Below are 14,035 nucleotides of genomic sequence, written 5' to 3' on the forward strand. Positions count from 1 at the left end.
CTACGCGCTCGACAACAGCGACCCGCAGGTGCAAGCCCTCAAAGAAGGCGAGTCTCTGCCAAGCGAAACCTTCGTGGTCAAGAGTGCTGACGGCTCCGCCCAGCACACCGTCACCGTCGCCATCACCGGCACCAATGACGCGTTTGCGTTAAACGATGAAAAGCTTCAACTGCAAGAGAGTGAGCTTGCCGAACATGGCAAGACTCATATGGGTGACGCGCTTACCTCGATTGGCGCCGATGCCTCTTCCTCTGACTATGGTTTCACACAAAATCAGAACCTTGGCGGAACCTGTAGTGGGGGGCTTCCGCTGAGCTACGAGGTAAGCGCCGATGGCCATACCCTAAAAGGCTATGTGACCGATGGGGGGGGACGAACTGATGTACTACAAGTCACCATAGATGGCAGCAGTGGCCACTATGATGTTGAACTATTCAAACCGCTGGATCACCATGAGCAGGGTAAGGATGAAATTTCTCTGGATCTGAACATAATCCTTACCTCTGGCACCCAAAGCGATACCGGGGTACTGAGAGTCAACATTATTGACTCCGTACCAAATGCCGTCGAGCAACATTACAATATAGATGATGTGCAACCCCAATCCAATGCAGTCGTTATCGTACTGGATATGTCTAACTCTATGGACTGGAACGTCACAGGACCGGATGGAACACAAATGACTCGTTGGCAATTGACCCAAAATGCCCTCAAGTCGATGTTCGAATCCTATGACAAACAAGGAGATGTGACCTTCAAGATCGCCACCTTCATGGGCAATCCAGAGGCACAAACTTCAGGCTGGATTAATTCACTCGGCGAACTCGACGCATTCTTCAAAACAATACACCCCTTTGGCCCGACACCTTACAACCAAGGTTTGGAGCAATTAGGGGCGATCCTGGATGATGCCAAGAGCCAGCAGACTCTAGCAAATGCCAACGGCCAGTTCTATTTCATCTCTGATGGTTCGCCAACGGACTTCCGATACGATGACTGGACCCGATTCCCTGAGTCTCGGGCAACCCTGATGACGGGACTCACACCAGAAGATGTCGGTGGTCAGAGTCGATATGACGAACTGGCTCGTGGCGACATGCCTAATAAAGCTGAACAGCAACTGATGTTGGAAAAAGCCATTGAAAAAGAGTTGGCAGACCATAACCAGCCCTTTGACAACATCTGGTCATTTGGAATTGGCAAAGATGCCAAACTGGACTACCTGACACCGTTGGCCACCGACAAAGGAACCGCTCTCGTTGTCGAAAATGATGCCGATTTTATCAATATCCTGACGTCGTCCATACCTGGTCAGATCCAGGGAGATCTAACCCAAGAAATCAGTGCGGAAGCCCAGTGGGTACAGTCCATTTCTGTGGAGGGAGAGACCTACTTCTTCGACAGGGAAAGTGGCTCACTCTTCAGATTGAACAAGGATCCCAGTGGTGTCGACACAAAAGTATCCAATACCTCACTGTTGACGGTAAAAACATCTGCTGGCCGTCTGGTGCTCAACTTCGAGACAGGCAAATACGATTATCAAGCCAAAGACCTGAACGCTGATCATCAGGATGCTTTCGATGTGGTTATTCGCGATGCTGATGGTGACGTGGTAGATACCCGATTGGTCATTGATGTCCGAGATCTCAAGGGGGCGACTAATCATGCTCCCGAGTTTATCAGCAATGGTGATACCCCTCAGGGAACCGATCTCGATGGCAAGCCCACCGTAGATCACGATCAGTTCAATGTTCCCGAACTCAAGAGCAGTGTCATGGTGGGCAAAGTCACCGCCATCGATCAAGATGCGGGTGACAAGTTGACCTACTCGTTGACTGCAGGGCAGGGTGACAAGTTCGAGATCAACGCTCAAACCGGAGAAATCTGGCTAAAAGAGGGCGCCACACTGACACACGATGAGCAGGCCCAGCATCTGCTTAAAGTGCAGGTCAGCGATGGCGTTGCCAGTGATGAGATGGATGTCACCGTCAACGTTATTGAAAACAGGGCGCCAGTGAACCTTGCGGTACACGGCTTTGCCGACGTAGAGATACAGCCGATCAATAAAGTCACCATAATGTTCGATTATTCGAACAGCATGACCCGAACATTTGATGGCACCAACACGGTACGAGACCATAATAAGCCAACTGAAGTGCTGGCACCACGCTACGAATCTCGCGCCTATCAGGCCGCAGAGGCATTGCACAAAATGGTCGGTCAAATGATTGCAGAGGGTGGTCAGAGTAACACCTATATCCGTCTGGTTACCTTCAGTAGCGATGTACAAAAGCAGGGCTGGCTCACACTTGATGAGATATATGAGCAAAGCAAGCCGCCAGAGCTGAATGGTCGAGCATTGACCGACCGCACCTATCTGAACGAGGTATACAGCTATGTCGCCAAATGGTGCAATATTGATCGCGGCATTTATACCGATTATGCACTCGCCCAAGAAACCGTGATGGGCTCTGATAGAAAGCTCTCTTTCCCCTGGCAGGAGGCGATGGCCGAGGGCAAGACAGGCAAAGAGTATTGGGACATCCTGCGAACAGAGCAACCTGTTAAGAGCGTCAACACCATCTTCTTTATAACCGATGGAGAACCCAATCCCCAACCGGGTTCGGTTCCCGCTACAGACCTCAAACAACGTTGGGATGACTACGTACAAGCTCAGAATGCCAAAGTCTACAGCATAGGTATCGCTGTTGAGGGCAATGCCAAGGTTGATGAAGCCCTGCACAATATCGGTGATGAGGTAGTTTATGTTGACTCAAACGACAACCTTTCCCACTACCTTAACCACTTTGCCCCCAAGCCGATTAGTGGCGATCTGCTTGCCGGTTCGACTGATGCGGATGGAGATACACTGACTGTTGCACTGGCCACAGATCGCTTCTCACTGTTGGGCGCTGACCTTCACGACGTGAAAATTGACGGTCCGCTGGTAACCGATTCTCAGCTGGAAGATGGCAAACTGAGCCTCACAACTGCGTTCGGAGTCTTGGCCGTGGCCTCTAATGGTAGCTACAGCTTTACTCAGAGCGATGGCTCGCCACTATTGGATGGCCAGCAGGTGGATCTCCACTTCCAATTTCAAGTTGAGGATGGCCGAGGCGGTATCAGTGATAACGTCTTTACTCTGACCCTGACTGGAAGAAGCGTTGACCAAGCTCTCCCCGTTGAGGTAAATCCTCATACTCAAGCAGGTGATCAGCAAGACAACATCCTGACCGGAACAGATCAGGCAGATGTACTGTTAGGTCAGAGTGGCAATGACACCCTGCACGGGGGCGATGGTAACGATATTCTGCTGGGTGGCAGCGGAAGTGATCACCTCTATGGCAACCTTGGTAATGACATTCTTACTGGCGGTGCGGGTAATGACTTCCTAGCCGGTGGCTTAGGTAATGACATCCTGATAGGAGACCGGGGTGCAGATACCTTTATCTGGGGTCGCAGCGATATAGCGGCAGGTGTTGACAAAACGGACGTGATCCGTGACTTCTCAGTGGCTGAGCACGATACCCTGGACCTCGCTGACATATTGCCACCACAGGCTGACCACAACAGTATTGATAGTCTATTGCAGTACCTCAATGTTGAAGCCAAAAGCGATGGTGTCACTATTCATGTGGCTACAGAGGTAACGGATAAGTTTGATTTGCATATCGACCTGCAAGGCGTACAGATGGCAGAGTTGAGTACTCACTCAACGCAAACTCAGATCCTTGATGACCTGCTTCAGGCCAATATTATACATGTTTGATCCTTGTCTCTTGACATCATGAAAATCAAATGCCAGTCGTCATGACTGGCACTTGTTTTACTCGCCCAGAGAATCTCTTACTCAATCTGTTTAGCTTCACGCAATAGCCAACACCCCGCTCCGGCACCAGCCTGAGCGGGGTTTTCTTTATCCGCCATATCCCATCCACTCGGAGAAATCCTTGCGGCATCAACATGGATGAGTAACCGCATCACACCTTGAGGCGCTTGCCGTTCGCATCCACCACCTGCTCGCCATCCTCCATGGCGAAGGCCCCTTTTTGCTGATCGGGCAAAATATCGAGCACCAGTTCCGATGGGCGGCACAATTTGGTGCCAAGCGGCGTGACGACGATGGGCCGGTTGATGAGGATGGGGTGGGCCAGCATGGCATCGAGCAGTTCATCATCGCTGAAACGATCTTCCGCCAGCCCGAGTGCCTCGAAGGGGGGCACGTTCTTGCGCAGCAGATCCCGCACCGGCATGGCCATGGCGGCGATCAGCGCCACCAGCTGGTCACGGGAGGGGGGCGTCTCCAGATAGTGGATGACGGTGGGTTCCACGCAGCTGTTGCGGATCAGCGCCAGGGTGTTGCGGGAGGTACCGCATTCCGGGTTGTGATAGATGGTGATTGCACTCATTTGCGTGTCTCTCATTAATCAAGTGAATAGAAAATGGATAGCATCAGTTCGCGGCCATCTGTTAACGGCCGTCAGTTAGCGGCTTAGCCCCGCTTCGTACCAGGATTTGCTGGCGTTAACCACCCGCACCACCAGCAGCATGACCGGCACCTCGATCAGCACCCCGACCACGGTGGCGAGCGCCGCGCCGGAGTGAAAGCCGAACAGGCTGATGGCGGCAGCCACCGCCAGCTCGAAGAAGTTGGAGGCACCGATCAGGGCGGAAGGACAGGCGACCGAGTGCTTCTCCCCCACCTTGCGGTTGAGCCAGTAAGCCAGCCCGGAATTGAACAGCACCTGGATCAGGATCGGCACCGCCAACAGGGCGATAACCAGCGGCTGCTCGATGATGGCGTTACCCTGAAAAGCAAACAGCAGCACCAGAGTGAGCAGCAGAGCCACCACTGACCAGGGCTGGATGCGGGTCATGACGCCGTCAAAATGAGCCTCTCCCTTTTTCAGCAAGGCCTTGCGCAGCAGCTGGGCGATGATGACCGGAATGACGATATAGAGCACCACAGAGGTGAGCAGGGTATCCCACGGCACTATGATGCTGGAGACCCCGAGCAGAAGCGCCACCAGAGGGGCAAAAGCAAACACCATGATGAGGTCGTTCACCGCCACCTGCGACAGGGTGAAGTAGGGATCGCCGTTGGTGAGGCGACTCCAGACAAACACCATGGCGGTGCAGGGGGCCGCCGCCAGCAGGATCAGGCCCGCTACGTAACTGTCGAGTTGCTCCGCTGGCAGCCAGTCGGCAAACAGCTCGCGGATAAACAGCCAGCCGAGGAAGGCCATGGAGAAGGGCTTGACCAGCCAGTTGATAAAGAGGGTGACCCCAATGCCCTTCATGTGGCCCTTCACCTGATGCAGGGCGCCAAAATCGATCTTGAGCAGCATGGGGATGATCATCACCCAGATCAGTAGCCCCACCGGCAGGTTGACCTTGGCCACCTCCATGGCACCGATCGCTTTGAAGAGATCCGGCAACCCCTCCCCAAGCCCAATCCCTACCAGAATGCAGAGGGCGACCCAGGCGGTCAGATAACGTTCAAAAAAGCCGATGGCAGGCACGACCTTGGCATCACAGATTGCAGACATGATGACTCCCGGTGCTATTCGCTTGGGCACCTGAAATTGAAAATGTGCATGACTGATTACCCTGACAAGGCGCCGCCAGAGGATGTCGTAGCCGGTTACGCCTTGTTGCAGCAGGGCTGCGCAGGCAGAACATGGGGGGAACAGGCTGACTCGGCACGCAGCATGCCGCACGCCTCGGGATGACCGGCGCAGCACTCCTCGGTGAGGTAGACGATCACATCCAGCATCAGGGGGATATTGGCGCGGTAGCGCAGAAAGCGCCCCTCCTGCTCCACCGACAGCAGACCGGTGTTGAGCATCGCCTTGAGGTGAAACGAGAGGGTATTGGGGGCAATATCGAGCTCGCTGGCCAGTTCACCGGCGACCCGCCCCTCCAGCCCGGCCTTCACCAGCAGCCGCCATACATCGAGCCGGATGCCGGATGCCAGCGATTCAAAGACCTTGGTGGCCATCTCTTTGTTCATCTTCACTCCCCTTGGTGCGACCTTTCATTTCAACTATACAAGAATCATTGAAGTGATCAAGATGCGTACCGAAGCGAAGATAGGCGGTGCTGGCATCAAACCAGGCAGAAAGGGAAGTCCACGAGTGAACAACAGTAGCGGACGAGCACGCAGGGTTCATCGCAGATAAACAGACGCCCTCCAGAGGGAGGGCGTATCAGAGCGTTTGACCCGCCAGCACAGTCAGCGCTGTTGGGGCAATCAGACGAACGCGTGCCTTATTTGGTAGCAGGCACTGCGTTAAAGGTGAGCAGCGCCGCCTTGTTGGCATCGCTCAGAGTCAGCTGGTTGCCGTTGATGGAGTAGGTTGCCACCTTCTCCAGCTTTTGCAGGAACTCGGTCTCTTTGTTCATGGCGTCGCCGATGCACATCATGCGAGTAGAGCCCATGGCGCCCAGCGTCAAGACACCGTCACCCTGCTTGGTAATACCGCCAAAATAGCGGTTGCAGCCGCCCTTGCCCGCCACCTTGCCATCGATCACTTGCAGGGTGAAGGTATCACCGGTGGCGCCTTGCAGCTGCCAGCTGGATGCTTGCAGTTGGGCCATGCTGGAACCTGTTGCCATTGCGCAGCCTCCCAGTGCCAGCGCGGCCAGCAGAGTCAGTTTCTTGTTCATGGATTCACCTCTTAATGATTAGAGCCATCAATACGGCAGCCTGTTTATCATGGCTGGCGCCCATGCCAAAGGATTTTATTGTGATCTCCCTTCACTTTACTACCAGCTGGCATGTGCCATGCTTAGGCTCAGTTCCGGACCCAGGGAGGGGAAACGAATGGTCAAATCGCTCATCATCACACTGCTTGCAACCTGCGCCAGCATAGCCGCACAGGCCGCCGACTGGGCAGTGGTTCAGCCGCAATCCAACCCGTCTCTTTATGTCAAAAGTTACTCGGGTGTGCTGCTCAATGGCCATAGCCATCACAGCGACAGTTTTGATCTCTGGCTGGTCAATAGCGGCTATCAATATCCGGTGGTGGATGATGTGACCCTCTTTATGGAAGCGGGCCCGGCAGTGGCGGATCAAAATCGCACATCCGGTTTCAATATGAGTTCGGGGGTACGCTACCAGCTCTCTCCGGCATTCAATATCGGCAGCCAGATCAAGCATCTTGATCTCAACAAGGCCAGCACCCTGCTGGAGCTCAACTCCAGCCTGCTGCTGACCCCCAGACTCTCCCTCACCGCCAACTACGGCGTCAGCGCCATCACTGCCGATCAGGCGCTGAGCCTGGGGGTCGGTTTCAACTTCTGAATCAGATCAGCGGCGTGGCACTCACCACCACGCCGTTGCGATCCGCATAGACGTAATCCCCTTCGTGGATGGTCACACCGGCAAAACTGACCACAGCCCCCAGCTCTCCCAATCCCCGCTTCTCGGTCTTGACCGGACAGGCCGCCAGCGCCTTGACCCCGAGTGCCAGTGTCGCCAGAGTGCCCACATCCCGCGCCGCGCCGTGGATCAGGATCCCCTCCCACCCCTGCTCCACCGCCTTGACCGCCAGTTGATCGCCCAGCAGTGCTCGGCGCAACGAACCGCCCCCATCGATCACCATCACCTTGCCGTGACCGGGGCGGGTCACCAGATCCCGCACCAGACTGTTGTCTTCATAACAGGAGAGCGTTACGGCGCGACCATAAAAGAGGGTCTTGCCGCCAAAATCCTGAAACACCGGGTCGGCCACTTGCAGCAAGTCGCCATGTTGATCGCAGAGGTCGGGCAGGAGATCCAGCATGATTTGATTCCTTTCAGATGCATGAATGTGTTCATTATTTCATCAGGCAAGGTTTCTGGCAATCCAGAAGGATTCAATATTGCCCAAGCAAACTGCTGATTTATCCATCAATACTGGTGTCAGCCAGAGCTGTCCATCCTCCACCCAGTAGAGAGCATTCTGGCCAAAACGCGCAGCCAGCTGACGGGCTTGTGGCAGGGATAGCGCCACCGCAAGCGATGACTCCTGCCAGCGTTCGTCCGGGTCAGATCCCCAAAATGGCCCCACCACGGGCACCTGCAAATCCACTGTCAGATGGCGCCACATCGCCCGTTCCCGCCGCATATTGCGTCGTTGTGTGACCCACTGGCTGGCCGGATTCCAGGCTGTGATGATGGCAAAAGCAGACCACTCTGGTGGCTCAAATGGCGCGATAAAGCAGATTTTCTTGTAGTTTTCCCACAAATTCATGTCAATCACATGTTACATTCCATTACATTTTGTAGGGGCGAAAACCCGGTTCAGGCCAAGTATGATGCTGTTGTACCAGGGTTTGACCTATATCAAATCAGAGTTAAAAAGTTGCTATCTGACGGCAAAGAGTGTTGTTATGCTCCTGTTAACTGATAAAATGCGGCCACTTTCGTAATGGACGACCTTTCCAGGCTCTGCTCGACCAGACTTGTCGGGAACCTATGAGTGGCACAGGGATACTTGCCGGTACTGATGCCTAATTCGCGATATTCCGACCTGACTCTCATACCCAGGATGACGTAATAAATTTTCAGGATCAGTCAGGAAATCGGTTTGAAACGCCAAAGAGTGTTAAATTTAAGATAATTAACTGATAAGAATCTGGGAATACTCATGCAAACACCACACATTCTGATCGTCGAAGACGAGCTGGTCACACGCAATACCCTGAAAAGCATCTTTGAAGCGGAAGGCTACATCGTGCTCGAAGCCAACAACGGCGACGAGATGCACCAGGCCCTCACTTCCCACACCATCAATCTGGTGATCATGGACATCAACCTGCCGGGCAAGAACGGCCTGCTGCTGGCCCGTGAGCTGCGTGAGAACGACAACATCGCCCTGATGTTCCTGACCGGTCGTGACAACGAAGTGGACAAGATCCTGGGTCTGGAGATCGGCGCCGATGATTACATCACCAAGCCGTTCAACCCGCGCGAACTGACCATCCGTGCCCGCAACCTGCTGAGCCGCACCATGAACGTGGCTGCCGGTGGCGAAGAGAAGAAGCTGGTTGAGCGCTACCTGTTCAACGGCTGGGCGCTGGATATCAACAGCCGCGCACTGGTCAGCCCGACTGGCGACATGTTCAAGCTGCCGCGCTCCGAGTTTCGCGCCATGCTGCACTTCTGCGAAAACCCGGGCCAGATCCAGACCCGTGCCGAGCTGCTGAAGAAGATGACCGGCCGTGAGCTCAAGCCCCACGACCGTACCGTTGACGTGACCATCCGTCGCATTCGCAAACACTTCGAAAGCGTTAACGATACTCCGGAGATCATCGCCACCATCCACGGCGAAGGCTACCGTTTCTGTGGTGAGCTGGAGCAGGAATAAGCTCCCGCTACGCTGTTGATCTGAAAAGGCGCCTCGGGTGCCTTTTCTGTCTCTGCAATTTGCCTTAAAAGCTGAGAAACGGTGAGCGTGACGTCGAACGCCGCACAAGGCAGATGAAAAACAAAAAGCCCACTCGCAGGAGTGGGCTTTTTGTTTTGAAGCTGGAGCGGGCAGCGGGAATCGAACCCGCATCATCAGCTTGGAAGGCTGAGGTAATAGCCATTATACGATGCCCGCCTGGCATCTGAAATTTGGAGCGGGTGATGGGAATCGAACCCACGTATGCAGCTTGGGAAGCTACCGTTCTACCATTGAACTACACCCGCGTCAGGGCTCCTACTATATGCATTTTGCCGCCGAGCGCAATGGCGCCTTTGCCACTTTTTTCAATAAATCAATCTGTTCGGACAAGGATTGAGCAGACGGTTGCTTTTTCAATCAAACATTTTCAACACAGATAATTTACAAGGTTGCCAAGGCCAAACGGCAAGGATAGTCTTGCGCCACTCGACGCGAGGATGGTGGTAATGGATAAAAAAACGCAAAAACGTCTCTATGGCTGGTTGCGCAAGCAATCGAGTCACGGTCGCCGCTGGATCACGATATCCATCGCTTTTGGCCTTGGCCAGGGCATTCTTATGGTGGCGCAAGCCTGGCTGCTGGCGACCCTGTTGCACGGCTTTATCATCGAAGGCTCAACGCCTGAGCAATCCATCACGCTCTTTATTACCCTGCTGCTGGTGACGCTTGGCAAAGCGGCGCTGGCCTACGGCCGGGAAGTGGCCAGCTTCAAGGCGGGCAGCGCGGTGCGCCAGACCATCCGCCAGCTGGTGCTCACGCGCTTGAGTCGTCTCGGTCCTGCCTATATTCAGCGCCGTCCGGCCGGTAGCTGGACCAGCCTGTTGCTGGAACAGATTGAAAATATGCAGGATTTCTTCTCCCGCTATCTGCCGCAGATGGCCATCGCCGTCTTTATTCCGGTGGTCATTCTGGTGGCCGTGTTCCCGGTCAACTGGGCTGCGGGTCTGATCCTGCTGGGCACTGCGCCCCTCATCCCCATCTTTATGATCCTGGTGGGAGTGGGCGCCGCCGATGCCAACCGCCGCAACTTTCAGGCGCTGGCCCGTCTCTCCGGCCACTTCCTCGATCGCCTGAAGGGGCTGCGCACGCTGCAACTCTTTATGCGGACCCAGGCAGAAGGTGACGCCATTCGCGACGCCTCGGAAGATTTTCGCGAGCGCACCATGGAAGTGCTGCGCCTTGCGTTCCTCAGTACCGCCGTACTGGAGTTCTTCGCCGCCATTTCAGTCGCGCTGGTCGCCGTCTACTTCGGCTTCTCTTATATCGACCATCTGAACTTTGGTAGCTATGGGGTCAAGGTCACCCTCTTTACCGGCCTGTTCGTACTGTTTCTCGCCCCCGAGTTCTACGCCCCGCTGCGAGAACTCGGCGCCCACTACCACGCCAAGGCGCAGGCTATCGGCGCTGCCGAGCAGCTGCTTGAATTCCTCGAAGCCGAGGTGAGCGAACCGGCCGCAGGCATGGCGCCGTTCCATGCCGACAGCCCGGTCAAGGTAGAAGCAAAAGGCCTTGAAGTGCTGAGCGCCGAGGGCAAGGTGCTGGTCGGCCCCATCGACTTCACCCTGGAAGCCGGTTCGCGTACCGCCCTCATCGGCGTCAGCGGCGCAGGCAAAAGCTCGCTGGTCAACGCCCTGCTCGGCTTTGCCCCCTATCGCGGTGAGCTCAAGGTCAACGGGCAGGAGCTCGCCACCCTCGACATGAGCCAGTGGCGCCTGCAGCTGGGCTGGCTCTCGCAGAACCCGCAGCTGTTCCACGCCTCCTTGCGCGACAACCTGCTGCTGGCCAAACCGACGGCCAGCGACGCCGAGCTGGAAGATGCCCTGAAACGGGCGCAGGCGTGGGAGTTTGCCATGGAGAAGGGGCTCGACTATCCGGTCGGCGATCAGGCAGGTGGCCTCTCGGTCGGTCAGGCCCAGCGCCTCGCACTGGCGCGAACCCTGCTCAAATCAACCCAGCTGATGGTGCTCGATGAACCGACCGCCAGTCTGGATCGCCACTCCGAACGCGCCATCATGACCACCCTCGAGCAGGCGATGGCTGGCCAGACCCTGCTGATGATCACCCACCGCCTCGACCAGCTTACCAAGATGGACAAGATAATGGTGCTGGCCCGCGGCCAGCTGGTGGAGCAAGGCAGCTTCCAGCAACTTAGTTCTGGGCAGGGGCCTTTTGCCCGCCTGCTCTCCCAACGTTCCGGAGGTTCTCTCGATGAGTGATCTGTTGCCGTTTCTGCGCCTCTATCGCCAACACTGGCTCAGCCTCACCATTGGCTTGCTGCTGGCGCTGGTGACCCTGGCAGCCGGCATGGGGCTGCTCTCCCTCTCCGGCTGGTTCCTCTCTGCCGCCGCCGTGGCGGGGATGACAGTTGCGACGACCCATGCCTTTAACTACATGACCCCCGCGGGCGGGGTGCGCTTCTTCTCCATCGTTCGTACCGCCGGTCGCTGGGGTGAGCGGGTGGTGAGCCACGATGCCACATTCCGGGTGCTGACCCGACTGCGGGTCTGGTTCTGGCAAAAACTCTCGCCGCTCTCCACCGGTACCCTGGCCGGTTTTCGTCAGGCGGATCTGCTCAACCGACTGGTGGCCGACATTGATGCGATGGATCACGTCTATCTGCGTCTGATCACCCCCATAGGCGCGGCCCTGCTCAGCACCGCCGGACTGGTCTTCTTCCTGTCGTTTTTCGACAGCCGCCTCGCTTTGTCCCTCGGCGCCATTCTGCTATTTGGGATGATCGCCCTACCGCTGGTGTTCTACTTCCTCGGCCGTCGCCCCGGTCAGGCACTGATCGCCGAAAAGGCCAGCCTGCGCACCCGCATGGTGGACTATCTGGATGGTCAGGCCGAACTGCAGATGTTTGCCGCCGCCCCCAAGGCGCTGGTTGAGCTGCAACAGGCCGAACAGGCGCTGCTCACCGCCCAGGCCCGCATGGCCAAGGTGAGCGGGCTGGCCAACTTCTCGGTGCAACTGCTGAGCGGCTGGACCCTGACCCTGATGCTCTGGCTGGCCGGTCATGGAGTGGCGGGCGCTGCGCCCGACCCCATCACCGCACTAATGGTCTTTGCCACCCTGGCAAGCTTCGAGGCACTGATGCCGCTGGCCGGCGCCTTCCAGCACCTCTCCACCAGCCTCACCTCGGCCCGTCGTTTGAACGAGATCCTGCAAGAGGCAAAAGCCCCCGTGTGGGGCGATGAGCAGACCCACGCCACCGCAGGCGCGCTGCAGATCAATGACCTCTATTTTGGCTACCCCGGCAACCCGCAGCCAGTGCTGCGTGGCTGCACCCTGCAACTGCATGCCGGTGAGAAGCTGGCGCTGCTGGGCCAGACCGGCTGCGGCAAATCGACCCTGATGGGGCTGCTGACCCGGGAATGGAGCCCGCAAGCGGGCAAGATCCTGCTGGGTGGCAAGCCGCTCACCGACTACAGCGAAGGGGCGCTGCGCGCCTCCATCTCGGTAGTAAGCCAGCGGGTGCATCTGTTTGCGGATACCCTGCGCGGCAACCTCAAGCTGGCCGCCCCGACCGCCACTGACGATCAGCTGATTGCGGTGCTGACCCAGGTCGGACTGGCCAATCTGCTGGAAGATGAGGCGGGCCTCAACGCCTGGCTCGGTGACGGCGGCCGCCCCCTCTCCGGTGGTGAGCGTCGCCGTATCGGCATCGCCCGCGCCCTGCTGCACGATGCGCCGCTCTGGCTGCTGGACGAACCGACCGAAGGGCTCGACAGTCAGACCGAGCGGGAGATCATGGAGCTGCTGTTCCGGCTGGGTGCAGATCGCACCTTGCTGCTCATCTCCCACCGTCTGCTGGGGATGGAACAGATGGATCGGATTGCCCTGATGGAAGAGGGACAGATCCGCCTCTGCGCCCCGCACGACGAGCTGCTGGGGGATGATTACTACCGCAGCCTTTACCAACGGCTGGCTCCTGTTTGAGATATGACAGGTAGGAGGTGGGGTGCCTCTGGCTGTGCGCCCCACCACTACATGAGCGGCTGGCGGATGATGACTCCCCCAATCAATCTCTACCAACGGCTGGCTCCTGTTTGATATCAGCCTGATATCAGGCTGATGGGGGTCACACCCTGACAACCGGGCGCAAAACGGGGCTGGTCGCCGCAGGCGGCTGGCCCCTATAATGTCCCCCTCATTATTCAACAAGATGCCGACATGGAGCGCCTGCGCATTTCTACTGTCCTCATCACCGACACAAGATACGAGACGATGAAACGCCTGATCCTGATGATGCCCCTGATTGCCTCCGGCTGTGCCAACTACGCCTTCAACAGCAATCTGGATAAAGAGAACTTCGACGAATATTTCAAACCCGGTAGCGTGCGCATCTACGAACAGGATGAGCTGGCCAACCTCAACTACCTCTACCTAGGCACCATCGAGGGCGAGTCCTGCCAGGCCGATGCCAACCAGCCGGTGCCCAACGCCGGTGAAGCGCGCACCCTGGCCCGCCGCCGCGCCGCCGACATGGGCGGCAACGGCGTCACCATCGACAAATGCGCCGAGTTCAGCGACACCCCGGGCTGCCTGAAACAGGTGATCTGCTACGGGCAGGCGCTGAAAGTGGCCGAAGAGAAGTAACC

General features: G+C 56.8%; 12 protein-coding genes and 2 tRNA genes. 6 read left to right on the forward strand and 8 right to left on the reverse strand.

The window, feature by feature from the left end:
• The coding region (locus ACW5W8_RS19120; RefSeq protein ID WP_498629593.1) for a VCBS domain-containing protein at positions 1-3,769 on the forward strand (3,769 nt) is incomplete at its 5' end.
• Positions 3,770-3,980: 211 nt separating this feature from the next.
• Here ACW5W8_RS19120 and arsC read toward each other — a convergent pair.
• From arsC to ACW5W8_RS19140, 4 genes are all read right to left on the reverse strand, one after another.
• Complete coding sequence (gene arsC, locus ACW5W8_RS19125) at positions 3,981-4,409, reverse strand: glutaredoxin-dependent arsenate reductase (protein ID WP_498629595.1); 429 nt, start codon at positions 4,407-4,409, stop codon at positions 3,981-3,983.
• A gap of 75 nt (positions 4,410-4,484) precedes the next feature.
• Positions 4,485-5,549 carry an ACR3 family arsenite efflux transporter gene (gene arsB, locus ACW5W8_RS19130; protein WP_498629597.1) on the reverse strand — a complete coding sequence of 355 codons (1,065 nt, stop codon included), beginning with the start codon at positions 5,547-5,549 and terminating at the stop codon, positions 4,485-4,487.
• A 95-nt stretch (positions 5,550-5,644) separates the two neighbouring features.
• Complete coding sequence (locus ACW5W8_RS19135; RefSeq protein ID WP_498629599.1) at positions 5,645-6,013, reverse strand: ArsR/SmtB family transcription factor; 369 nt, start codon at positions 6,011-6,013, stop codon at positions 5,645-5,647.
• 257 nt (positions 6,014-6,270) lie between these two features.
• Positions 6,271-6,669, reverse strand: coding sequence for an META domain-containing protein (locus ACW5W8_RS19140; protein ID WP_498629601.1), 399 nt, complete (start codon positions 6,667-6,669; stop codon positions 6,271-6,273).
• Positions 6,670-6,826: 157 nt separating this feature from the next.
• On the opposite strand from ACW5W8_RS19140, the gene ACW5W8_RS19145 reads away from it, so the two are divergent.
• Positions 6,827-7,306, forward strand: a complete 480-nt coding sequence (locus ACW5W8_RS19145; protein WP_498629603.1) for a hypothetical protein — start codon at positions 6,827-6,829, stop codon at positions 7,304-7,306.
• A 1-nt stretch (position 7,307) separates the two neighbouring features.
• On the opposite strand, the gene ACW5W8_RS19150 is transcribed toward ACW5W8_RS19145, so the two are convergent.
• The gene (locus tag ACW5W8_RS19150) at positions 7,308-7,787 is read right to left on the reverse strand and encodes a putative 4-hydroxy-4-methyl-2-oxoglutarate aldolase (RefSeq protein ID WP_139732546.1); all 480 of its coding nucleotides are present in this window, start codon (positions 7,785-7,787) and stop codon (positions 7,308-7,310) included.
• 42 nt (positions 7,788-7,829) lie between these two features.
• Positions 7,830-8,237 (reverse strand): DUF3293 domain-containing protein, encoded by a 408-nt coding sequence (locus ACW5W8_RS19155; protein WP_498629604.1) that lies wholly within the window; start codon positions 8,235-8,237, stop codon positions 7,830-7,832.
• Positions 8,238-8,633: 396 nt separating this feature from the next.
• On the opposite strand from ACW5W8_RS19155, the gene arcA reads away from it, so the two are divergent.
• Complete coding sequence (gene arcA, locus ACW5W8_RS19160) at positions 8,634-9,353, forward strand: two-component system response regulator ArcA (RefSeq protein WP_005338193.1); 720 nt, start codon at positions 8,634-8,636, stop codon at positions 9,351-9,353.
• A 162-nt stretch (positions 9,354-9,515) separates the two neighbouring features.
• On the opposite strand, the gene ACW5W8_RS19165 is transcribed toward arcA, so the two are convergent.
• Both ACW5W8_RS19165 and ACW5W8_RS19170 read right to left on the reverse strand, forming a co-directional pair.
• Positions 9,516-9,590 (reverse strand) — tRNA-Gly (locus ACW5W8_RS19165).
• A 15-nt stretch (positions 9,591-9,605) separates the two neighbouring features.
• Positions 9,606-9,679, reverse strand: a tRNA-Gly gene (locus tag ACW5W8_RS19170).
• A gap of 201 nt (positions 9,680-9,880) precedes the next feature.
• Between ACW5W8_RS19170 and cydD the strand changes: the two genes are divergently transcribed.
• The 3 genes from cydD to rcsF all read left to right on the forward strand — a co-directional run bounded on the left by cydD (position 9,881) and on the right by rcsF (position 14,033).
• The gene (gene cydD, locus ACW5W8_RS19175; protein WP_498629607.1) at positions 9,881-11,650 is read left to right on the forward strand and encodes a heme ABC transporter permease/ATP-binding protein CydD; all 1,770 of its coding nucleotides are present in this window, start codon (positions 9,881-9,883) and stop codon (positions 11,648-11,650) included.
• Positions 11,643-13,373 carry a heme ABC transporter ATP-binding protein/permease CydC gene (gene cydC / locus ACW5W8_RS19180; RefSeq protein WP_498629609.1) on the forward strand — a complete coding sequence of 577 codons (1,731 nt, stop codon included), beginning with the start codon at positions 11,643-11,645 and terminating at the stop codon, positions 13,371-13,373. The genes cydD and cydC overlap by 8 nt, the downstream gene beginning before the upstream one ends.
• A 288-nt stretch (positions 13,374-13,661) precedes the next feature.
• Positions 13,662-14,033, forward strand: coding sequence for an Rcs stress response system protein RcsF (rcsF, locus tag ACW5W8_RS19185; RefSeq protein ID WP_033137460.1), 372 nt, complete (start codon positions 13,662-13,664; stop codon positions 14,031-14,033).
• Positions 14,034-14,035 lie beyond the last annotated feature (2 nt).

It is taken from the genome of Aeromonas aquatilis (genome assembly GCF_054052405.1).

What these genes read in the sequence shown, in the direction of transcription:
- arsC (WP_498629595.1), bottom strand. Translation starts at nt 4,409, where the DNA reads ATGAGTGCAATCACCATCTATCACAACCCGGAATGCGGTACCTCCCGC.
- arsB (WP_498629597.1), bottom strand. Translation starts at nt 5,549, where the DNA reads ATGTCTGCAATCTGTGATGCCAAGGTCGTGCCTGCCATCGGCTTTTTT.
- ACW5W8_RS19135 (WP_498629599.1), bottom strand. Translation starts at nt 6,013, where the DNA reads ATGAACAAAGAGATGGCCACCAAGGTCTTTGAATCGCTGGCATCCGGC.
- ACW5W8_RS19140 (WP_498629601.1), bottom strand. Translation starts at nt 6,669, where the DNA reads ATGAACAAGAAACTGACTCTGCTGGCCGCGCTGGCACTGGGAGGCTGC.
- ACW5W8_RS19145 (WP_498629603.1), top strand. Translation starts at nt 6,827, where the DNA reads ATGGTCAAATCGCTCATCATCACACTGCTTGCAACCTGCGCCAGCATA.
- ACW5W8_RS19150 (WP_139732546.1), bottom strand. Translation starts at nt 7,787, where the DNA reads ATGCTGGATCTCCTGCCCGACCTCTGCGATCAACATGGCGACTTGCTG.
- ACW5W8_RS19155 (WP_498629604.1), bottom strand. Translation starts at nt 8,237, where the DNA reads ATGAATTTGTGGGAAAACTACAAGAAAATCTGCTTTATCGCGCCATTT.
- arcA (WP_005338193.1), top strand. Translation starts at nt 8,634, where the DNA reads ATGCAAACACCACACATTCTGATCGTCGAAGACGAGCTGGTCACACGC.
- cydD (WP_498629607.1), top strand. Translation starts at nt 9,881, where the DNA reads ATGGATAAAAAAACGCAAAAACGTCTCTATGGCTGGTTGCGCAAGCAA.
- cydC (WP_498629609.1), top strand. Translation starts at nt 11,643, where the DNA reads ATGAGTGATCTGTTGCCGTTTCTGCGCCTCTATCGCCAACACTGGCTC.
- rcsF (WP_033137460.1), top strand. Translation starts at nt 13,662, where the DNA reads ATGAAACGCCTGATCCTGATGATGCCCCTGATTGCCTCCGGCTGTGCC.